The sequence below is a fragment of the Corynebacterium sp. HMSC04H06 genome (assembly GCF_001815935.1).
GTDB lineage: Bacteria > Actinomycetota > Actinomycetes > Mycobacteriales > Mycobacteriaceae > Corynebacterium.
The window spans coordinates 1-19,677 of sequence record NZ_KV823424.1 but is presented as its reverse complement, the minus strand read 5'-3'; the positions used below and the strand labels follow the sequence as shown (position 1 = coordinate 19,677).

19 protein-coding genes and 1 pseudogene are annotated in these 19,677 nt (G+C 64.5%); 13 read left to right on the top strand and 7 right to left on the bottom strand.

Annotated elements, in window-relative coordinates:
* The first annotated feature begins 114 nt into the window (after positions 1-114).
* Together HMPREF3067_RS11230 and HMPREF3067_RS11350 are read left to right on the top strand one after the other, a co-directional pair.
* Positions 115-660 (top strand): hypothetical protein, encoded by a 546-nt coding sequence (locus HMPREF3067_RS11230; protein WP_141759333.1) that lies wholly within the window; start codon positions 115-117, stop codon positions 658-660.
* Between the two features lie 328 nt (positions 661-988).
* On the top strand, positions 989-1,144 hold the full coding sequence (locus HMPREF3067_RS11350; protein WP_168166949.1) for a hypothetical protein: 156 nt from the start codon (positions 989-991) through the stop codon (positions 1,142-1,144).
* Positions 1,145-1,231: 87 nt separating this feature from the next.
* Here HMPREF3067_RS11350 and HMPREF3067_RS05690 read toward each other — a convergent pair whose 3' ends face one another.
* Positions 1,232-2,710: an NAD-dependent succinate-semialdehyde dehydrogenase gene (locus HMPREF3067_RS05690; protein ID WP_070768765.1), complete on the bottom strand. Its 1,479-nt coding sequence runs from the start codon at positions 2,708-2,710 to the stop codon at positions 1,232-1,234.
* Between the two features lie 233 nt (positions 2,711-2,943).
* On the opposite strand from HMPREF3067_RS05690, the gene HMPREF3067_RS05685 reads away from it, so the two are divergent.
* The 7 genes from HMPREF3067_RS05685 (at position 2,944) to trpA (ending at position 10,347) form a co-directional block, all read left to right on the top strand.
* Positions 2,944-3,324, top strand: a complete 381-nt coding sequence (locus HMPREF3067_RS05685) for a YbaN family protein (RefSeq protein WP_070768764.1) — start codon at positions 2,944-2,946, stop codon at positions 3,322-3,324.
* 230 nt (positions 3,325-3,554) lie between these two features.
* Positions 3,555-5,099 carry an anthranilate synthase component 1 gene (locus HMPREF3067_RS05680; RefSeq protein ID WP_070768763.1) on the top strand — a complete coding sequence of 515 codons (1,545 nt, stop codon included), beginning with the start codon at positions 3,555-3,557 and terminating at the stop codon, positions 5,097-5,099.
* Positions 5,096-5,707 (top strand): glutamine amidotransferase-related protein, encoded by a 612-nt coding sequence (locus HMPREF3067_RS05675; protein ID WP_070768762.1) that lies wholly within the window; start codon positions 5,096-5,098, stop codon positions 5,705-5,707. The genes HMPREF3067_RS05680 and HMPREF3067_RS05675 overlap by 4 nt, the downstream gene beginning before the upstream one ends.
* Positions 5,708-5,772: 65 nt before the next feature.
* The gene (gene trpD / locus HMPREF3067_RS05670; RefSeq protein ID WP_070768761.1) at positions 5,773-6,798 is read left to right on the top strand and encodes an anthranilate phosphoribosyltransferase; all 1,026 of its coding nucleotides are present in this window, start codon (positions 5,773-5,775) and stop codon (positions 6,796-6,798) included.
* Positions 6,788-8,224: a bifunctional indole-3-glycerol-phosphate synthase TrpC/phosphoribosylanthranilate isomerase TrpF gene (trpCF, locus tag HMPREF3067_RS05665; RefSeq protein ID WP_070768760.1), complete on the top strand. Its 1,437-nt coding sequence runs from the start codon at positions 6,788-6,790 to the stop codon at positions 8,222-8,224. The genes trpD and trpCF overlap by 11 nt, the downstream gene beginning before the upstream one ends.
* Before the next feature lie 45 nt (positions 8,225-8,269).
* Entirely contained in the window at positions 8,270-9,487 is a 1,218-nt protein-coding gene (gene trpB / locus HMPREF3067_RS05660) for a tryptophan synthase subunit beta (protein WP_070768759.1), read from the top strand.
* Between the two features lie 2 nt (positions 9,488-9,489).
* Entirely contained in the window at positions 9,490-10,347 is an 858-nt protein-coding gene (gene trpA, locus HMPREF3067_RS05655; RefSeq protein ID WP_070768758.1) for a tryptophan synthase subunit alpha, read from the top strand.
* A gap of 75 nt (positions 10,348-10,422) precedes the next feature.
* Here the strand turns inward: trpA and HMPREF3067_RS05650 are convergent, their stop codons facing one another.
* Positions 10,423-12,414, bottom strand: coding sequence for an MMPL family transporter (locus tag HMPREF3067_RS05650; protein WP_070768757.1), 1,992 nt, complete (start codon positions 12,412-12,414; stop codon positions 10,423-10,425).
* A 69-nt stretch (positions 12,415-12,483) separates the two neighbouring features.
* Entirely contained in the window at positions 12,484-13,722 is a 1,239-nt protein-coding gene (locus tag HMPREF3067_RS05645; RefSeq protein ID WP_070768756.1) for a dicarboxylate/amino acid:cation symporter, read from the bottom strand.
* 214 nt (positions 13,723-13,936) lie between these two features.
* Here HMPREF3067_RS05645 and HMPREF3067_RS05640 point away from each other — a divergent pair, with 214 nt between their 5' ends.
* The 4 genes from HMPREF3067_RS05640 (at position 13,937) to HMPREF3067_RS05625 (ending at position 16,373) form a co-directional block, all read left to right on the top strand.
* Complete coding sequence (locus HMPREF3067_RS05640; protein ID WP_070768755.1) at positions 13,937-14,407, top strand: SdpI family protein; 471 nt, start codon at positions 13,937-13,939, stop codon at positions 14,405-14,407.
* Positions 14,408-14,623: 216 nt separating this feature from the next.
* Complete coding sequence (locus HMPREF3067_RS05635; RefSeq protein ID WP_141759337.1) at positions 14,624-14,968, top strand: Rieske (2Fe-2S) protein; 345 nt, start codon at positions 14,624-14,626, stop codon at positions 14,966-14,968.
* 54 nt (positions 14,969-15,022) lie between these two features.
* Positions 15,023-16,000 (top strand): bile acid:sodium symporter family protein, encoded by a 978-nt coding sequence (locus HMPREF3067_RS05630; protein ID WP_070768753.1) that lies wholly within the window; start codon positions 15,023-15,025, stop codon positions 15,998-16,000.
* Positions 16,001-16,034: 34 nt separating this feature from the next.
* Positions 16,035-16,373, top strand: a complete 339-nt coding sequence (locus tag HMPREF3067_RS05625; protein WP_070768752.1) for a hypothetical protein — start codon at positions 16,035-16,037, stop codon at positions 16,371-16,373.
* Here the strand turns inward: HMPREF3067_RS05625 and HMPREF3067_RS05620 are convergent.
* The 4 genes and pseudogenes from HMPREF3067_RS05620 to HMPREF3067_RS05605 all read right to left on the bottom strand — a co-directional run bounded on the left by HMPREF3067_RS05620 (position 16,370) and on the right by HMPREF3067_RS05605 (position 19,513).
* Positions 16,370-16,702: a branched-chain amino acid transporter permease gene (locus tag HMPREF3067_RS05620; RefSeq protein ID WP_070768751.1), complete on the bottom strand. Its 333-nt coding sequence runs from the start codon at positions 16,700-16,702 to the stop codon at positions 16,370-16,372. The genes HMPREF3067_RS05625 and HMPREF3067_RS05620 overlap by 4 nt on opposite strands.
* Positions 16,702-17,425, bottom strand: a pseudogene (locus HMPREF3067_RS05615) (AzlC family ABC transporter permease). The gene HMPREF3067_RS05620 and the pseudogene HMPREF3067_RS05615 overlap by 1 nt, the downstream one beginning before the upstream one ends.
* A gap of 55 nt (positions 17,426-17,480) precedes the next feature.
* Positions 17,481-18,077 carry a YqgE/AlgH family protein gene (locus HMPREF3067_RS05610; RefSeq protein ID WP_070768750.1) on the bottom strand — a complete coding sequence of 199 codons (597 nt, stop codon included), beginning with the start codon at positions 18,075-18,077 and terminating at the stop codon, positions 17,481-17,483.
* Positions 18,077-19,513, bottom strand: a complete 1,437-nt coding sequence (locus HMPREF3067_RS05605; RefSeq protein ID WP_070768749.1) for a CCA tRNA nucleotidyltransferase — start codon at positions 19,511-19,513, stop codon at positions 18,077-18,079. The genes HMPREF3067_RS05610 and HMPREF3067_RS05605 overlap by 1 nt, the downstream gene beginning before the upstream one ends.
* Positions 19,514-19,677 lie beyond the last annotated feature (164 nt).

Genomic DNA, 19,677 nt, shown 5'->3' with positions numbered 1-19,677 from the left:
TTTTCCATCCGACCTGGATGATAGGTTCCGGCTCTTGACTTATTTTCACCATCTTCATACCCTATTCATATCAGTCCCGAAAGACCTTGTTCATGCCAGATCCTGAAAGGCAAGATGCTTAAAAAAACTAGGACCTACGCCCTCTTCCTTGCGATCATTTGCGGAGGTTCCCCAACTGCAGTGGCCGAAGAACCCAGTTTTCCCGAAACAAATGCGAGCGCCTCCTACGGAGTTCAGGAGCTAAATACACAAGATCTCAACTGCACAAAGGGCGAGAAAAACTCTTTCGTCGACGAAAAAGGTTTAACACATGTTTCGGGCTGCTATGAGCTTGGGACACAAACGGCAACCCGCGATAACCATTGGAGTCCGTATGAGGATAAAACTTTCCATTGCGGGACGTCCTACATCCGCAATCAGCAAATTGCCTACCTATTTTACCGCGGCCAAGTACACGCCTCAGGAGACTGGGCAACAGGTCAAGACTGCGGAGGGACAGGGCGCGTTTATCGTGCAAGCATGGCTTATTCCCGTGATGGAAAGACATTGTCCAGCGCAATGGTGACAGCTGGTCAGACTAAGACGATCACGGCAAGGGATTCCGTTGGCCCTAACGCACCTCGCACAGTGTTGAATTACAACTTCATCATTGGTCCCTAAAGGCCTTTCCGAAGTATGTATTCCAACCACGCAGAATTGGAGCTCGACGTTGAGCGTCGTCAAAAGAATTGTTTTGCTGATAACAGCGGCCCTGGCTCTTTTGTGTACTTGCTTAGGCACAGCCGCGACAGTTTCCACCGTCGCCCCTTGGCTCACCGAGGTTACCGGTAATCCGCGGGCCGGCATACCTTATTCCGTCTGCTTTACGGTCTGCGGACTCAGTTTCACAGTCTTTCTTGCCATCTGCACCTGGTTCTGCCTGACCCGGGGCGGGCGATCACGGGCCGCATTCTTGCTGCGCTCCCTAATCGCCATGATCATCTTTTGGATGGTAGCGGCAGTAGCCTGCAGCGTCTGGTTCACCATTGAGGTCAACGACTTCGGCTACCCAGGAATCTTGGGAGTTCTCACTGCGCTGTCCATCGGTACTCTGATGGTCGATGTCCTACGTCGGGTCAAAGCGAGCATCGATTCGCGACCCTAGGGGCCGACCCACAGCAGACTTAACCGGGGCGGATATCGACTATCCACCCCGGTTTTTGCGTACCCGAGGAGCTGGGCTGGACCCTAGCTAGGCCTGGTTTGCGTAGGGATCGCGGATGCCCAGGTACTGGACCTCGGTGTATTCTTCGATGCCCTCGGCGCCGCCCTCGCGGCCCAATCCGGACTGCTTCACGCCGCCGAAGGGGGCGGCAGCATTGGAGATGACGCCGGAGTTAAAGCCCATCAGGCCGAATTCCAGGCCGTCGGCAAGGCGCCAGAGGCGGTCGGGATCCTCAGAGTAGACGTAGGAGGCTAGACCATACTCGGTGTCATTGGCCAGCTCGATGACCTCGGCCTCCGAGCGAAAGGTCATGATGGGGGCGATGGGCCCGAAGATTTCCTCGCGCATCACGCGGGCACGGCTGGATACGTTGCTCAGGACGGTGGGGCGGAAGAAATAGCCCGGCTTTTTCACGGCGCGCTGATCCGTTTCCACGGTCGCGCCCTTGGAGACGGCGTCCTCGACGAGCTTCTCCAGGTTCTTGAGGGCTTTTTCCTCGATGACCGGACCACAGGTTGTCTTCTCGTCTAGGCCGTTGCCGAGCTTCAGCTGGCCCATCCGCTTGGCCAGCTTGCGCGTGAATTCCCTTGCGACGGATTCGTGGACGAAAAAACGGTTGGCGGCAGTGCAGGCCTCACCCATGTTCCGCATCTTAGCGCCCATGGCACCCTCGACGGCCTGGTCGATATCGGCGTCTTCGAAGACGATGAAGGGAGCGTTGCCGCCCAATTCCATCGAGGTGCGCAGCACGTTGTGGGATGCCGACTTAAGCAGCGAGCGGCCGACTGCGGTGGAGCCGGTGAAGGACACCTTGCGGAGGCGGGCATCGGCAAGCAGGGGGTTGGAAATCGTGGAGGCGGACTGCCCGGAGACAACGTTGAGCACGCCCGCGGGCAGGCCGGCGTCCTCCATGGTCTTGGCGAAGTACTGAGCGGTCAGGGGGGTGAGCTTGGCTGGTTTGAGCACCATCGTGCAGCCGGCGGCCACGGCAGGCGCGACCTTGCGGGTCGCCATGGCCAGCGGGAAGTTCCACGGGGTAATCAGCAGGCAGGGCCCCACCGGCTTGCGGCGGGTAATCATGCGCAGCGTGCCCTCCGGGACGGGGGAGGAGTGGCCGTAATCGCGCACGGCTTCCTCGCTAAACCAGCGTAGGTACTCCGCGCCGTAGGTAACCTCGCCGCGGGACTCGGCCAAGGGCTTGCCCATCTCCAGGGTCATCAAGCTGGCAAAGTCTTCCGCGCGCTCGTGGACGAGCTCGAAGGCGCGGCGCAAGATGTCGGCGCGCTCCCGCGGGGACGTTGCGGCCCACTTGTCTTGGACAGAACACGCGGAGTTCAAAGCCGCCAGGGCGTCCGCCGAGGATCCGGAGGCCATCGTGGCGATAACTTCCTTAGTGGCGGGGTTTTCCACCTCATAGGTGGAACCGTCGCTAGAGTCGCGCCACTCCCCGCAGATCAGCAAACCCTTCGGTACGCGACTGAGAAGCTCTTCCACATTAACTGCCATGTCCCACTCCTAAACTACTAATTGAGGTTCCCTTCCGATCGCCACTCTACACTTGTCTAGAAAAATGCGGCCCCGATCACACCTTCGGAAACGAATCGAGGAGGGACACTCACTCGCATCCTTATAGTCACTGTGACGTTATCCCTTGGTGACGTCGGTAACGCTTTGTTGCGACTCTGATCCCACGTTTGGCAAATGGTGGGCGGGGGAGGACATCCGCTAGGGTGGCAACTATGCGGAAGGCGTTACTCATTGGTCTTGGCTGGGTAAGCGTGGCCCTGGCGGCGATCGGGGTAGTGCTGCCCCTTCTGCCGACGACACCCTTCCTGCTGTTGAGCGCGTTCTGCTTCGCCCGCAGTTCCGAACGCTTCCACGCCTACCTCTACCACCACCGGGTCTTCGGCGCCTACCTCCGCAACTACGAGTCGGGCCAGATGAGTACCCGCCACAAGGTCCGCACTCTCAGCATCATGTGGATAGGCATCCTCGTCTCCGCCGCCTTGATCAACAAGCCCATCGTCTGGGTAGTGTTCATCATCATCGCCAGTTGCGTGACCGTGCATCTGTGGCGCCTACGGCCGGCGGAGACCCAAGAGCCCGCCCGGAATAAATAAATCTCCCGATTCGCTCCCACCATCCGGAGTTTCTACGATAGTATAGGTTTCATGAAGCAGAACACACTCAACACCCAGTGGTGGCTCGCTTAACGTAGCGGACCACCAGCTTCTAGTCATGTCCTAGGTCCGCTTAGCGCGGGCCTAGTGGTGTTTCTGCACCTCTCTTGCTCGCGGTAAAGCTAAATTCCCACCGCTTCCACACCTTCGACCCCCAAGAGAGGTCTTCAATGACGCTAGTAACCGCTAGCCAGACGCTGGCTTTTCACGGCGACACCGCGGCCGTGTTCCAAGAGCTCAGCACGCCGCACGACAGCCTCCTGCTGGAATCCGCGGACATCCAGTCCAAGGACAGCCTCAATTCCCTAGCCGTCCTCACCGCCGCCGCCAAGGTGGTCTGCCAGGACGATGAAGTCACCGCCACCGCCCTCACTGCGGCAGGCCAGCAGATTGTCTCGCGCCTGAAGGAGCAGTTTTCCCACCGTTTACTAAGCGAGTCCGCTGCTCAGGCCACGTTCCGCTTTAGCCGCTCCACGGCCATTGACGAGCGGGAGCGACTGCGCGGGCAATCAACGGTCTCCGTCCTCCGGGCTCTCCAGGCGGACGCCGGCTACAGCGACGGGATGCTTCCCTTCGTCGCGGGCGGCTTCGCCTTCGACTACCTCGCCGGCTTCGAAGAGCTGCCTGCCGTCGCGGACGGCGCTAACACCTACCCGGACTACGAGTTCATAGTGGCCCAAGAGTTGCTGCACGTCGACCATCAGGCGGGCGAAGCTCACCTGCACGTGGTGGGGGTTGATGAGGGCCAGGTCGACCAGCAGCTGGGCGAGCTGGTGCGCCGCGTCCACGGCGTTAGGGATACCCTACAGCGGGAGACCTCCACGGTGGGAGAGCCCAACACCACCTTCCAGGCGCGGGCGGACCGCACCGACGAGGAGTTCCGGGCCATCGTCGAGCAGATGAAGGAGCACGTTCACGCCGGCGATATCTACCAGGTCGTGCCGGCCCGGGCCTTTAGCATCCCCTGCCCGGACGCCTTCGCCGCTTACCGAGAACTGCGCGCAGCGAACCCCTCGCCCTATATGTTCTACGTGCGCGGCAGCGACTACGAGCTTATCGGCGCTTCCCCGGAGTCCAACTTGAAGTACAACCCGGAGACCCACGAGCTGCAGCTGTATCCCATCGCCGGCACTCGCCCCCGCGGGTTGAACCCGGACGGCAGCCTCAACGAAGAGCTGGATGTCCGCAATGAACTGGACCTGCGCACAGACTCCAAGGAGCTAGCCGAGCACACCATGCTAGTTGACCTGGCCCGCAACGACCTGGCGCGCGTCTGCGTGCCGGGGACCCGGAAGATCTCCGCGCTGATGCAGGTTGACCGCTACTCCCGCGTGATGCACCTAGTCTCCCGCGTGACGGGTCAGCTGGACGAAGGCCTCGACGCCCTGGACGCCTACCGCGCGTGCATGAACATGGGCACGCTCTCGGGCGCGCCGAAGCTCAAGGCCACGGAGCTGCTCCGCAACGCCGAGGGGACCCGGCGCGGCTCCTACGGCGGGGCAGTGGGTTACCTCCGCGGCGACGGGGTGATGGACAACTGCATTGCCATTCGCTCCGCCTTCATTCGCGGTTCCCGCGCCATCGTCCAGGCCGGCGCCGGGGTGGTGCGGGACTCCTCGCCCCAGGCCGAGGCCGATGAAACCGTCCACAAGGCCTTCGCCGTGCTGAAGGCCATCGCCACCGCCCACCACGCCGAATTGGAGGTTATCCGATGAGCGACAAGCGCCCCACCGTGGCCGTCATCGACAACCACGACTCCTTCGTCTACAGCCTGACCGACGCACTGCGCGCCTACGACGTGCACGTTTTCCGCAACACCGTGGACGTCGACGCGGTCCTGGAGACCCAACCGGACGTCCTTTGCCTCTCGCCGGGGCCAGGCCACCCGCGCGAGGCGGGCAACCTCATGGAATTCGTTGAGCGCGCCGCCGGCCGCATCCCACTGCTGGGCATCTGCCTGGGCTTCCAGGCCCTGTGCGAGCACTTCGGCAGCGACGTCGAGCGCTGCGGCCCCGTCCACGGCCAGTCAGTTCCCATGCAGCTGAACGAGGAAGGTACCGCCAGCGAGCTCTTCGCCGGGCTGGGCACCGACGCCGACCCGGCGGCCGTGCCGGTCGCGCGCTACCACTCCCTGGGCTGCCGAAAGCTCCCAGAACCGCTGCGGCCCCTGGCCACCACGGAGACCGCCATCGGTCCGGTCGCCATGGCCGCTGATAACGCGGAGGGCACCATCTTAGGCCTGCAGTTCCACCCCGAGTCTATCCTGAGCCCGACCGGCCCGCTAATCCTGGAGAGGTGCATCGCCCGACTCAGCCCCGACTAGGGCGATGCTATCCCGAAGCAACCACCCCCTAAAGACTTAGAACTATCACTCAAGGAGTCCAGTACATGACAAACAACGAATCCCGCAGGATTCTGCAGCAATTCCTCGACAACTACGAACCGACGGTGGAGGAGGCTATGGAGGCCTTCGCCCCCTTGGCGGTCGGCGACTACGACGACATTCAGATCACGGCACTTCTTACGCACATCCGCACTCGCGAAGAGACCTTCGCGGACGTGGCCGGCGCGGCCAAGGCCTTCCTCAAGGTGGGCTACCCGTTCCCGATCACGGGCGAGGGCCTCATGGACACCGCGGGTACGGGCGGCGACGGCGCCAACACGATCAACATCACCACCGCGGCGTCGCTGGTCGCCGCCGCCGGGGGAGTGAAGATGGTCAAGCACGGCAACCGCTCAGTCTCCTCCAAGTCCGGCTCCGCGGACGTGCTGGAGGCGCTGAATATCCCGCTCGACCTCGACACCCCGCGCGCCGTGCGCCAGTTCGAGGCTTCCGGCTTCACCTTCCTCTTCGCCCCGGCCTACAACCCGGCCGTCGCGCACGTGCAGCCGGTGCGCAAGGCGCTGGGGGTCTCCACGCTCTTTAACACCATGGGTCCGCTGCTGTCCCCGGCCCGCCCAGAATTCCAGATCATGGGCATAGCCAACCCCGACCAGGGCCAGCTCATCGCCGAAGTCTTTAAGGAGCTCGGCCGCCGCCGCGGCCTGGTGGTCCACGGTGCCGGTACCGACGAGATCGCCACCCACGGCACCACGCTGGTCTGGGAGCTGCGCGACGGGGAGATCACCCACTACGAGCTCACGCCGGAGGACATGGGCATCGGCCGCCACCAATTGGCCGACCTGGTTGGCGGCGAGGGCAAGGACAACGCCGCCGCCATCCGCGCCGTCTTCGCGGGGCAGGGGAGCGAGGCCCACTTCGACGCTATCGCGGCCACCGCTGGCGCCATGTTCTACCTGGACGGCCACGACGAAACCATCGCCGAAGGCGTGGCCCGCGCCCAGCAGCTGATGACCTCTGGCGAGGTCGACGCATGGTTGGCCAAGCACGAGAAGGCCGACTATGCCCAGTAATCCTTCTTCTGCGAATCCTTCCGGGGCCCTGCCCACGGTGCTGGAGAACATCGTGGCGAACCGCCGGAGGCACCTGCCGGAAATCCGGGAGCGCCTCGCCCACGTGGATATCTCCGCGCTGCCGCGCTCCGAGCGCTCGCTCTACGAGTCCCTTAAGGGAAGCAACCGCTTCATCATGGAGTGCAAGTCTTCCTCGCCGTCGTTGGGGCTCATCCGCTCGGATTATCACCCCGGGGACATGGCCCGCATCTACTCGCGCTACGCCGCGGGCATCTCGGTGTTGTGCGAGCCCGACTACTTCGGCGGAGACTACGACCACCTGCAGACCGTCTCCCTGTCCACGCACCTGCCTGTGCTCTGCAAAGACTTCATCGTCGACCCCATCCAGGTCTACGCGGCCCGCTACTACGGGGCGGACGCCATCCTGCTCATGATGTCGATCGTCAACGACAAGGAATTCGCCGAGCTCAAGGCGCTCGCAGACAATCTCGGGCTCGACGTACTCACCGAGGCGATCACCCCGGAGGAGGTCCAGCGCGCGGAGAACTTCGGCGTCGATATCATCGGCATCAACAACCGGAACCTCCACGACCTAAGCATCGACCTGAGCCGCACGGAGCGGCTGGCCAGCCTGGTGTCCCCGGGCAAGGTGGTGGTCTCCGAATCCGGTATCCGCGACCACGCCACAGTCCGTCGTTTGGGCGCGCACGCCAACGCTTTCCTGGTCGGCTCCCAGCTGTCCGCGCAGCCGGACGTGGACCAGGCGGCCCGCGAGATGGTCTACGGCGCCCACAAGGTCTGCGGCCTCACCGCCCCGGAGCACGCCCAGGCGGCCCGCGCCGCCGGCGTCTGCTACGGCGGCCTAATCTTCGAGGAGGCCAGCCCCCGGAATGTTTCACGTGAAACCGCGAAAAAGATCATCAGCGCCGAGCCGGGCCTCCGCTACGTGGCTGTCAGCCGCCGCGAAGACGACTTCGCCGAGCTCGCCCTCCCCGGCGTACGCGCCATCCAGGTGCAGGCGCCGTACAAGGGCAGCCTGGACGGCGAGCGGGCTCTCATCGCCAAGGCCCGGGAGCAGGCCGGGGGAGCGGAGGTCTGGCGCGCCGTCGCCATGACCGACCCCGAGCACTCCGCCCTCGCCGAAGACCTCTCCCGCGAGGCCGACCTCCTGGTCCTCGACTCCGGCCACGGCGGCACGGGCCAAACCTTCCGATGGTCGGATGTCCCCGACGCGGTGAAGGAACGCAGCCTGCTCGCCGGCGGCATCGACCACACCAACTTGGCGGCCGCGCTGGCGGTCGGCACCCGCGGACTGGACCTGAACTCCGGGCTCGAGAGTCGACCGGGCCGCAAGGACACCGGGCTTATCGCCCGCGCCTTCCAGGAAATCCGCTCCAACACCGAAGCAACACCCCTAAACAGCTAGACCCCAACCAGAACATACAAGCACACAAGACAAAAGGAGATTCCCATGGCGGAAGTTTCACGTGAAACCAAAAAGACCATCCTCCCAGCCTATTTCGGGGAGTTTGGCGGGCAGTTAGTGCCCGAGTCCCTCATCCCGGCCCTCGACCAGCTCGAGGCCGCCTTCGTCGAAGCGATGGACGACCCGGAGTTCCACGAGGAGCTGGCCGGCTATCTCAAGGACTACCTGGGCCGCCCGACCCCGCTGACCGAAGCGACCAAGCTGGGCGGCAAGGCCCGCATCTTCCTCAAGCGCGAGGACTTGGTCCACGGTGGCGCCCACAAGACCAACCAGGTCATCGGCCAGGCGCTTCTGGCTAAGCGCATGGGCAAGACTCGCATCATCGCAGAGACCGGCGCGGGCCAGCACGGCACCGCCACAGCGCTTGCCTGCGCGCTGCTCAACCTGGAGTGCGTGGTCTACATGGGCGCTAAAGACGTCCAGCGCCAGCAGCCCAATGTCTACCGCATGGAACTCATGGGGGCGAAGGTGGTCCCGGTCGACACCGGCTCGGGCACACTCAAGGACGCCGTGAACGAGGCCCTGCGCGATTGGACCGCCACCTTCCACGAATCCCACTACCTGTTGGGCACCGCGGCGGGCCCGCACCCCTTCCCCACGATCGTGCGCGAATTCCACCGCGTCATCTCGACCGAGGCGAAGGCTCAGATGCTCGAGCGCACCGGCGGCCTGCCCGACGTAGTGGTCGCCTGCGTGGGCGGCGGCTCCAACGCCATCGGCATGTTCGCCGACTTCATCGATGAAAAAGGAGTGGAACTCGTCGGCGCCGAACCCGGCGGCGAGGGCCTGGATTCCGGCCACCACGGCGCGACCATCAACAACGGCACCGTGGGCATCCTCCACGGCGCCCGCAGCTACCTCATGCGCAACGCGGACGGCCAGGTCGAGGAATCCTATTCCATCTCCGCCGGCCTGGACTACCCGGGCGTTGGCCCGCAGCACGCCCACCTGTCCGCCACCGGCCGCGCGAAGTACGTCGGCATCACGGACGCCGAAGCCCTGCACGCCTTCCAGCTGCTGAGCCAGAAGGAGGGCATCATCCCGGCCCTCGAGTCCTCCCACGCCCTGGCTTACGCACTCAAGCGCAAGGACGAGGACATCACCATCCTGGTCTCCCTATCCGGCCGCGGTGACAAGGACATCGACCACGTGCGCGCCACCCTGAAGGCCCACCCCAAACTGCAACTGAACCAGGAGGACTAAAAATGACCGCCAACCGCTACGAACAGATGTTTTCCGCCCTCACTGAGCGCAACGAGGGGGCCTTCGTTCCCTTCATTATGCTCAGCGACCCGAACTCCGAGGACTGCCTGGCCACCATCCGCACGGTCGTTAATGCCGGTGCCGACGCGCTCGAGCTGGGCGTGCCGTTCTCCGACCCGGTGGCCGACGGCCCGACCATCCAGGCCTCCCATATCCGCGCCCTCGACGGCGGCGCCACTGTGGACCAGGCTTTGGAGGCCATCCGTAAGGTCCGCGCCGAATTCCCCGAGCTGCCCATCGGCATGCTCATCTACGGCAACGTCGCCTTCACCCGCGGCCGCGACAAGTTCTACGCGGAGTTCCACGACGCCGGCGCGGATTCCATCCTGCTGCCGGACGTTCCGGTGCGAGAGGGCGAGCCCTTCGCAGAGTCCGCCAAAAAGGCCGGCATCGATCCCATCTTCATCGCCCCGGCCCGCGCCACCGATGCCACCCTGGCCGGCGTGGCAGCGCTTTCCGAGGGCTATATCTACGCCATCTCCCGCGACGGCGTAACCGGTACGGAGCGCACCTCCGAGACGCTCGGACTCGAGGAGGTCGTACACAACGTCGCGCGCCACGACGGTCCGCCGGTCCTGCTCGGTTTCGGCATCTCCCAGCCGGAGCACGTCCGGGATGCCATTGCCGCTGGGGCTTCCGGTGCCATCACAGGCTCCGCCATCACCCAGATCATCAACGAATACGTCGAGCGCACCGATCCGGGCAACGAGCACTCGCCGGCCCGCGTGACCGACCGAGAAGCACTCGACGCCAAACTTGGCGAGTATGTCTCCGCGATGAAGGCAGCCACCCGCCGCTAGGCACAGGCACGCAGTACTGACCAGAAGACACAAAGAGACCGCCGGTCCGAGAAGGACCGGCGGTGTGGTTATTTTTTAGTCGCTGCTGCCGCTGACTGGCCGAGCAAAGCCATCGGCGTCGTCAGTAGGGGAAGGGGCAGGAGACTGGCCGCTCGCGTTCTTGGCCGGGCGGGCCGGCCACCAGAAGCGTTCGCCCAGCAACTGCACCACCGCGGGCACGACCAGGGTGCGCACGATGAGGGTGTCGAGCAGGACGCCAATGCACACGATAACGCCGATCTGGGCCAGCACCACCAGCGGCAGTACGCCTAGGGCGGCGAAGACCGCGGCCAGCAGAATACCGGCCGAGGTGATGACCCCGCCGGTCGCGGCCAGGGCGGTGTAGATGCCAGAGGAGGTGCCTTCCCTAGCGGCGTCCTCGCGGGCGCGGGTCACTAGGAAGATGGTGTAGTCCACGCCTAGGGCGACGAGGAAGACGAAGGCGTAGAGCGGGGTGGTGGAGTCGAAGTTGTTGAAGCCCAGCAGGTAGTGGGATACCCACCAGCCCAGGCCCAGCGCCGCGATATTGGTTAGCAGGACCGAGGCGATCATGATGGCCGGGGCCACTAGGGCCTGCAGCATGACCACGAGGGCGACGAAGATCAGCACGAGAACGAGCGGGAAGATGACCTGACGGTCGTCGGCAGCTGCGGTCTCCGCGTCGGCGAGCTCCGCGTCCGGGCCGCCCACGAGCGCGCCGTCGAGCTCGCCGCGCAACTCCTGGAAGTCCGCGCCGCTGACTTGCAGCAGGGTCCAACCGTCAACACTGCCTTGTTCGCGCCCGCTAGCGCCCATCTGCTGCAGCTGCTCCTGTGTCAGCTCCACATCCTGGGTGGCCACCACCGGTGGAGTGGCCGACTGATCCGGGAAGTCGCGGCTGAGCTCTTCCGCGGCGGTGATGGACTCCGGGGTGTCGATGAATTGCTCGGACTGGGTCAGCCCGGTGTTGGTCTGGAAATACCCGGTACAGCAAATGCCGAGCACCAGCAGGGCCACGGCCACGACCTTGCGCGGGCGCTGGCACACCCAGGAGCCCACCTTCGCCCACACGCCGTGGTTCGGGGTGTCGCCTTCCCGCGGGATGCGCGGCCAGAAGATCCACCGACCAAACAGGGCCAGGAAGCCGGGCAGCGCGAAAAGCGCGAAGAGCCAGGCGATCGAGATGCCGACGAGGGCGGCCGCACCCAGGCCCTGGGTAGTAGGCACCGACGACAACAGGAGGCAGGCCACGCCCACGATGACGGTAGCCGCGGAGGCGGAGACAGTCTTAGCCGTCGGCGTCCACGCCCGCGCCATGGCGGTGAATCGGTCCGCGGTCCCGGTCAGCTCGTCGCGGTAGCGGGAGATAAGCAGCAGCGCGTAGTTCGTGCCCGCGCCGAAGACGAGCACCGACAGGATGCCGGCCGTGGACTCGTTCCAGGATAGGCCGAAGGCGTCGAGGGCATAGGTGAACGCGGTGGCCGCGGTGCGGTCGGCGACGCCGATGACGGCCAGCGGCAGGATCCACAGGATGGGGGAGCGGTACGTGACGATGAGCAGGAAGGCGACGATTGCCGCCGTCACGCCCAGCAGCAGGAAGTTCGCGCCCTCGAAGACGCCGGCCAGATCCGCCTGGATGGCGGCGGGGCCGGTGGCTTGGGCGGAAACTCCCCCGGGCATCTCCGCGTTGATATCCGCGCGGAGCTTCTCGACTTCCTCAGCGTTTTCCGAGGCGGTGCCCGCATTCACGGTGACGGGCAGCAGTGCCGCGGTGCCGTCCTCGCTGGGGATGAGGGCCTCGCCCCACTGGCAGGTCACTTCCTTGAGGACGGGCAGGTCCAGCGGCTCCGCGGACTTGAGGTAAACCAGCGCGGTGCTGCCGGACGCGCCGTCGGAGTTCTGGGCTGAGTACCTCTCCTGTAACTCGGCAACCGTGGTGGAATCCATGCCGGTCGGCGCGGTGGCCGTGGCGGATTCCGGCTGGTCCACGCCGCCTAGGGCGCTCACGCCCAGGCCGAGGACCAGTAGGACTAGGGAAACCCAACGCAATAAGCGTATTCGATGATGGGTCATTTACCCAGGATAACAGTTTTGCCCAACTGGGCTCAGGGCCTCCGGCTACGGCCGCTCGTCCTGGGCGACCGGGCGCGCGGCCTCCGTGTTAGCAGGCTCGCCCTCCGCGTTGACCTTGCCACGGGCGAACTTGTCCACGATCATCGCGATGGCGCCGTCGCCGGTGACGTTCGCCGCGGTCCCCACGGAGTCGACGGCGATGTAGGCGGCGATCATCAGGGCGACGAGGTTGTCGTCGAAGCCCATGTTCTGGCTCAGCAGGCCGACGGCGACCATGACCGCGCCGCCGGGCACGCCCGGGGCGGCAATCATGGTGATAGACAGCAGGACCATGAATCCCATGGCCGCGCCGAAGCTGACGTCCATGCCGGTCAGGTAGATGATGGCGAAGGCGTAGAGCATCAACTTGATCATCGAACCCGCGATGTGGATGGTCGCGCACAGCGGGACCACAAAGCTGGCGACCGGCTTGGAGATGTTGTTCTTCAGCGCGTTTTCCAGGGTCACCGGGATGGTGGCGGCCGAGGAGGAGGTACCCAGCGCGGTGGCGTAGGCCGGCAGCATATTCTTCAGCGCCTTGAACGGGTTCCTGCCGGTAATCGCGCCGGCGATGAGGTACTGGATGACCAGGTAGACCAGCGTCATGGCGACGGACAGCAGGAGGACCTTGCCGAAGGCGACGAGCACGTCGACGAGGTTGCCGTTCATGCCCAAATCCAGGAACATGCCGAAGATATAGAACGGTAGCAGCGGGATGACAAAGCCCCAGATGACCTTGATCACTACGTTCTCAAGCTCTTTGGTGACGTTGTAGAGGTTGTCGGACTTGACCTGGGTCATGGCCACGCCGATGCAGAAGGACAGCAAGAGGGCGGTCATGACCTCGATGGGCGCGGGCATCTCTACCTCGAAGTAGGGTTCCAGCGCGCCCGCATCGATATCGGAGACGTTGGTATCGATGGTCTGGCCGGCCAGCATCCACGGGTAGACCAGCAGGGAGACACCATAGGCCAGAAGGCCCGCGATGATGGTCGAGCCCCAGGCGATGCCGGCGGTGACCCCGAGCCACTTGCCCGCACCGCGGCCAAGGGCGGCGATCGCGGGGGCGATAAGCGCGAAAATCAGGACGGGGATGAAGAAGTTAAGGAAATTGCCGAAGAGCCCGTTGAAGGTGGCAAAGACCCGGCCCAGCCATTCCGGCGCAATAAAGCTTAAGCCGATTCCCAGCACGATGGCCACGGCGATCCGGAACAACAGGTTCTGGCTCAGTGTTTTCAGTTTCATGATGTCACTAACTATTTTTATATCCTGTGCACCGCCGGTTCGACGGTGCACAGGATGAGACTTTCAAAGACAGCGGGCCAATCACCAAATATTTTCTATCGATCGACCTGAATTAGAGTGTACCCAACGGGTATGACCCGTCGGAAGGGGGGATAGCTAAGTGCACCCGCCGACAATTGCTGCTCGCCCGGCCTAGCGGGTTAGGATATGAGGCATGGTCGTTCTCGGTATTATCATCCTCATCCTCGCCGCGGTTTTGATCGTGGTCGGAGCCCTCGCCACCGCTCGCAAGTTGCCGGGTAACTCGGTTGTGGGCCTGCGCGTCGAGGAGGTCCGCAAGTCCCGCGAGGCCTGGGATGCCGCGCACGCCGTCGCCGGCCCCGTCTGGTTCCTCGGGGGAGTGGCGCTCGCCTTCGGCGGGATCGTCGCACTGACCGCGACCGGCTGGATGTGGCTCATCCCGGTGGCAACTGCCATCATCGCCGTCATTACCCTGTCGGTGGGCGCCAACCTGGGCGCGCGTTCGGCGTTCCTGTGGGATCAGGCCAACAACGCCGACGAGGGGTGCGGCGACAGCTGCAACTGCGGCACCGGCGGCTGCGGCAGCGACAGCCCGGCGGAAGCCACGCCCGCGCAGATCGATCTCGACGCCGTCCGCCAGGCAGCCAACCGCGCGGATCAGTAGCCGATCCCCGGCCTACGACCCCACCGCGGGTAGGGTATAACACCCACCACTATTGTCACTGTGACAAAAACATAGTGGTGGGCCTTTTTGTATTTTCTGCCGCCCGGATAGCTCCCCGGGCATGCCCGGGGCGACGCAAGGATAGCCTGCCGTAAATAGTCTCCCCGCCAGCCGAGGGATAGAGTAGGGTTCATGACTATGAAGTGTTCGCGTCGCATGTTCCTGCTCGGGACCGCCACCACCTTCGCTGGCGCCTACCTCGCCGCCTGCGGCAAGCAGGCCTCGGCAGAGATCGCCGCCACCGAGATCCCGGTCGGCTCCGCCGTCATCGTCGACAACGTGATTTTCGCCCAGCCGGAGGAGGGGCTCTTCAAGGCCTACTCGCAGACCTGCCCTCACCAGGGCAACCCCATCACCGAGGTGGAGGGCTCGCATGTCATCTGCACCTCTCACTACACCGAGTACGACATCACCGACGGCTCGGTCGTCTCCGGGCCCGGCCGCGATCCGCTCGAAGAGATCTCCGTAGAGGACGACGGCACCACCGTGAAGACCGTCTAAAGTTTCACGTGAAACCCCGCCGACGAGGGGAAGGCGGGGCGTAAACTGCGGTACATGCTCAACGCACTGCGCCGACTAGATCCGCTCATCGTTCTGATCGTCACGGCGGTCCTTATCGCGATCGTCTTGCCCGCCCGGGGACAATTCGCCGAGGTCTTCGCGGCTCTCACCAACATCGCGATCGCGCTACTCTTCTTCCTCTACGGCGCGCGGCTATCCACCCGGGAGGCGCTCGCGGGCCTGAAGCACTGGAAGCTCCACCTGACCATTCTGGCGGCCACCTTCGTAGTCTACCCACTCATCGGCATGGCCCTGCGGCCGTTGTCCTTCGTGGTGGGCGACGAGCTCTACCTGGGCATTCTCTACCTGACGCTGGTCCCGTCCACGGTGCAATCCTCTGTCGCCTTCACCTCCATTGCGCACGGAAACGTCGCGGGCGCCATCGTCTCTGCTTCGTTGTCTAACCTCGCCGGAGTCATCCTCACCCCGCTGCTGGTGATGCTGTGCATGGGCGCCGGCCACGGCATCCACATCGACTCCTCGGTCTTTCTGGAAATTTCCCTCTTGTTGCTCCTACCCTTCGTCCTGGGGCAGCTGACCCGCCGCTGGATGAAGAACTTCGCAGCCCACAAGGCCACCAAGGTCGTGGACCGCGGCTCCATCGCGATGGTGGTCTACTCCGCCTTTTCCTCCGGCGTGGTCGGAGGGATCTGGTCCGACATCGGGATAGGCCAGCTGTTCTTCCTCATCGCCTTCGCCGTAGCGCTGGTCAGCGCCGTGTTGTGGCTAACCCGCTGGGTGAGTGCCCGGCTTGGTTTCGCGCGCCCCGACGTCATCGCCATCGAATTCTGCGGCTCGAAGAAATCACTGGCCACCGGCCTGCCGATGGCCTCAGTCATCTTCGCCACCGGAGGCGGGCAGCTGGGGCTGCTCATCCTGCCGCTGATGATCTACCACCAGGTCCAGCTGATGGTCTGCTCGTGGCTGGCCGCTCGCTACGCCCGCCAGGAGCCTGCGGCCGAGGCACGTTAAACATCGGGCGGGCTAGGCATTAGACTTGAGTGCCATGACTTCCGCAGAGACCACCGGCAGCGAAAAAGCGCTGCTCTACGTCAAGACCACGCTGAGCATCCCCGGCGCCGGCACCGCCATCCACGTGGCCGAGATGCAGCAACTCGACGCCCGCAGCTGCCGCATCCACCGTCTGATCGCGCAAACCCCGGACGGGCAGATCGCCGGCGCGGTCAGGGGCGATAAACGCGTGGGCAGCATCGACAAGCCCAACAGCACCGTGCCACACCCGGACACGTACGCGTCCTACCCAGATATCGACGCCGAATACCTTAACTCGGCGGACTTCGAGTCCCTCTGGGTCGAGGCCCAGCTGCGCCATCCGGGGCTCTAGAAGACGAAATTCACCAGCACCATGTAAACGGCGGTGCCGCCCAGGATGGACAGGCCGGACTCGCGCCGCCACAGGTGCAGGCCTGCGGTAACGGCCGCGCTCAGCAGGGCGGCCAGGATGCCGCCCTGGACCGAAGACTGCCCGACGATGGTGTAGACCACCAGCACCACCATCACGCCGACCGGCATGGTCCGACCCAGCACGCCGACCAGATCGCTGCCGCGCAGCGCCCGAACGAAGCTAAACGGGATCTGCCGCAGGAGGATCGTCACAACGCAGACCGGGACGAGCACGGCCAGGATCATGGATAAGCTCACGCCGGCTGGCATTAGCGTTCACCTCCCGGCCCGTCGGCGCCGCGGCGACGCCACTCGATGAGCCCATCAAAGCGCGGAGAATACACCCGGGCCAGCAAGAACAGGAAATAGGCCATCAAGGCCACCATGAGCACCTGGTTGGGCGTGATGACCACGGCCAGAACTCCCAGCAGGGCGGCAACCACCGGCAGGGAAAAGTCCGGGTTGTTGCGGAAGGAATCCAGCGCCAGCACCACGAACAAGGCCACCAGCGCGAATTCCATCCCCTGCACGTTGTCCGGTATGGCCTGGCCCGCCACCGCGCCCACCACGCCGCCGCCCACCCAGAGGAACTGGGCGAAAAGCTGGATGGTAAGTATCCTCCGCCCGGTCAGGGCGGAGTCGTGGGGCAGTGCCGAGACGATAGCGTAGGTCTCATCCGTCAGCGCGTAGGTGGAATAGACCTTCCCGCCCATCGAGGAGATGCGGTGCCGGGGGAAGCTCAACCCGTAGAAGATGTGGCGGAAGTTAACCATGAAGCCGGTCAGCGCTGCGGAGACCGGCCCCCCCGGAGGTAACCATGCTGATGGCCAAAAACTCCATGGAGCCGGCATAGATAACAATTGAAAAGATAGGCGCCCACCACCAGTCGAAACCGGTTTGGATGATCAGGACACCGAAGGCCAGGCCCAGGGGAACCAGGCCCAAAGCTACGGTCCAGGTGTCCTTCAATCCCTGGCGAACATCAGCGTGCATGCGCCTATCGTAGCGGCGGCAGGCCCATCGCCGCCCCAGAAAACAGAGAAATATTCTAGTTGTCGTCCAAGTCGGCGGGGAAGGTGGAATACAGCGGCAACGGCATGGGCTGGCGCTTCATCACGTCCGCCCACAGATCGGCCGGGCCGGGCGTTAACACGTCTTGGGCCAGCGCCGGGGCGACGAACCAGTCGCCGCGGTCGATCTCCTGCTGCAACTGGCCCGGAGCCCACTCGGCGTAGCCGGCAAACAGCCGCATCCCGTCGAGGGTCTGCGCCAGAAACTCCGGGTCGGCGCGCATGTCCACGTGCGCCAGCCGCGGGGCCAGGCGGCTTAGCTGCGGGTGATCCTCGAAGCGCACGCCCTGCTTGGTCATGCCCAGGCCCACCACGGACTGCTGGTTGAGCGGGCCGCCGATGTAGAGGGCCTGCGGCTTGGCGACCAACGGCAGGTATTCCGGCAGCACGTTGAAGACCGCCAGCTCACTGCGGGTCGTCAGGTTCACGCCGAAGGTCAGGTAGTCGTCGTGCTGGATGAGCAGGATGACCGAGCGGGCAAACTCGGCAGAGAACATGCCCGGGGCTGCTACCAGCAGTTGGCCGGGCTCCGGGTCGTTGCGTTCGAGGGCATTAAATAGTCGGTCCGCGTACATTAACTACCAGACTCCCACCAAGCACGTAGCTTTGCAATCGCTTCCTCGCGGGGCAGCGGGCCCTGCTCCAGGCGCAGTTCCTTCAAAAACGACCAAGCGCGGCCCACCTCCGGCCCCGGCTTCAGCCCCAGGATCTCCATGATCTCGTTGCCGTCCAGGTCCGGGCGCACGCGGGCCAGGTCTTCCTTTTCCCGGATCTCCTGGATGCGTTCCTCCAGGTGATCGTAGGTGCGCTGCAGGCGGCGCGCCTTGCGCTCGTTGCGCGTGGTGCAGTCCGCGCGCACCAGCTTGTGCAGGCGCGGCAGCAGCGCGCCGGCGTCGGTGACGTAGCGGCGCACGGCGGAATCCGTCCACTGCCCCTCGCCGAAGCCGTGGAAGCGCATGTGCAGGTAGACCAGCTGCGCGATGTCCTGGGTAATGGCCTTCGGGAATTTCAGGGCGCGCAGGCGCTTGCGCACCAGCTTCGCGCCGACCACCTCGTGGTGGTGGAAGGTCACCTTGCCGCCGGTGGTGTCCCGGGTGTCCGGCTTGCCGCAGTCGTGCAGCAGCGCCGCCCAGCGCAGGACCAGGTCGGGTCCGTCTTCTTCCTGATCCATCGCCTGCCGCATGACCTGTAGGGAATGGGCGTAGACGTCCTTGTGCTGGGCATGCTCGTCCGGGGCCATGCGCATGGCGGGGATCTCCGGGATAACAATCTCGGCGATCCCGGTATCAACCAGCAGGTCGATACCCACCCACGGCGCAGTACCACCGACCAGCTTGTCCAGCTCAACGCGGATGCGCTCGACGGTGATACGCCGGATCTCGCCGGCCATGTCCTGCATGGCGCCGAAGACCCGGTCGGCGACGTGGAATTCCAGCTGGGAGGCGAAGCGGGCAGCGCGCAGCATGCGCAGCGGATCGTCGTGGAAGGAGATCTCCGGCGCGTCCGGGGTGTCGATGATCCCGGCAACGAGATCCTCCAGGCCGCCCAGCGGATCGTGGAATTCGCGGCCGCCGTCGGCCTTGAGCTCAACCGCCATGGCGTTGATCTTGAAATCGCGGCGGACCAGGTCCCCGGCCAGGGTGTCGCCGTAGACGACCTCCGGGTTGCGGGAGTCGCCGTCGTAGGAGTCCGCACGGAAGGTGGTGATCTCGATCTGTTGTCCGCGGTAGACCGCGGAGACGGTGCCGAAGGCGATGCCGGTGTCCCAGACCTTCTCGGCGTAGTCTTCCAAGATCTCCTGGACGACGTCGGGGCGGGCCGGGGTGGTGAAGTCGAGGTCATTGCCCAGGCGCCCCAGAAGGGCGTCCCGGACGGAACCACCTACCAGGTAGAGCGGGAAGCCGCGCGCTGCGAAGCTCTCCACCAGCCCGCTCAACAGGTCACTGAGTTGGGCAATCGCGGATTCTGCCCGCGCCATAACGCCAATTAGCTGAGTGTCCTGAAAATTCACGCACGTTAGTCTACTACGATTAACCAGGATGACTAACCACAACGAGGCCAGCCCGAAGGCCAGCAACACCAACGCCGCGCCCGGCGGCGAGCCTGCGGCTGCCACGGCAGGCGGGAACGGTTCCGGCTCCTCGCGTCGCGGGGGCCGCGGTCGCTCGCGCCGGC

What these genes read in the sequence shown, in the direction of transcription:
- HMPREF3067_RS05610 (WP_070768750.1), bottom strand. Translation starts at nt 18,077, where the DNA reads ATGTACGCGGACCGACTATTTAATGCCCTCGAACGCAACGACCCGGAG.
- trpCF (WP_070768760.1), top strand. Translation starts at nt 6,788, where the DNA reads ATGCCCAGTAATCCTTCTTCTGCGAATCCTTCCGGGGCCCTGCCCACG.
- HMPREF3067_RS05635 (WP_141759337.1), top strand. Translation starts at nt 14,624, where the DNA reads ATGTTCCTGCTCGGGACCGCCACCACCTTCGCTGGCGCCTACCTCGCC.
- trpD (WP_070768761.1), top strand. Translation starts at nt 5,773, where the DNA reads ATGACAAACAACGAATCCCGCAGGATTCTGCAGCAATTCCTCGACAAC.
- HMPREF3067_RS05640 (WP_070768755.1), top strand. Translation starts at nt 13,937, where the DNA reads ATGGTCGTTCTCGGTATTATCATCCTCATCCTCGCCGCGGTTTTGATC.
- trpA (WP_070768758.1), top strand. Translation starts at nt 9,490, where the DNA reads ATGACCGCCAACCGCTACGAACAGATGTTTTCCGCCCTCACTGAGCGC.
- HMPREF3067_RS05625 (WP_070768752.1), top strand. Translation starts at nt 16,035, where the DNA reads ATGACTTCCGCAGAGACCACCGGCAGCGAAAAAGCGCTGCTCTACGTC.
- HMPREF3067_RS11230 (WP_141759333.1), top strand. Translation starts at nt 115, where the DNA reads ATGCTTAAAAAAACTAGGACCTACGCCCTCTTCCTTGCGATCATTTGC.
- HMPREF3067_RS05690 (WP_070768765.1), bottom strand. Translation starts at nt 2,710, where the DNA reads ATGGCAGTTAATGTGGAAGAGCTTCTCAGTCGCGTACCGAAGGGTTTG.
- HMPREF3067_RS05680 (WP_070768763.1), top strand. Translation starts at nt 3,555, where the DNA reads ATGACGCTAGTAACCGCTAGCCAGACGCTGGCTTTTCACGGCGACACC.
- HMPREF3067_RS11350 (WP_168166949.1), top strand. Translation starts at nt 989, where the DNA reads ATGGTAGCGGCAGTAGCCTGCAGCGTCTGGTTCACCATTGAGGTCAAC.
- HMPREF3067_RS05675 (WP_070768762.1), top strand. Translation starts at nt 5,096, where the DNA reads ATGAGCGACAAGCGCCCCACCGTGGCCGTCATCGACAACCACGACTCC.
- HMPREF3067_RS05620 (WP_070768751.1), bottom strand. Translation starts at nt 16,702, where the DNA reads ATGCCAGCCGGCGTGAGCTTATCCATGATCCTGGCCGTGCTCGTCCCG.
- HMPREF3067_RS05645 (WP_070768756.1), bottom strand. Translation starts at nt 13,722, where the DNA reads ATGAAACTGAAAACACTGAGCCAGAACCTGTTGTTCCGGATCGCCGTG.
- HMPREF3067_RS05685 (WP_070768764.1), top strand. Translation starts at nt 2,944, where the DNA reads ATGCGGAAGGCGTTACTCATTGGTCTTGGCTGGGTAAGCGTGGCCCTG.
- trpB (WP_070768759.1), top strand. Translation starts at nt 8,270, where the DNA reads ATGGCGGAAGTTTCACGTGAAACCAAAAAGACCATCCTCCCAGCCTAT.
- HMPREF3067_RS05630 (WP_070768753.1), top strand. Translation starts at nt 15,023, where the DNA reads ATGCTCAACGCACTGCGCCGACTAGATCCGCTCATCGTTCTGATCGTC.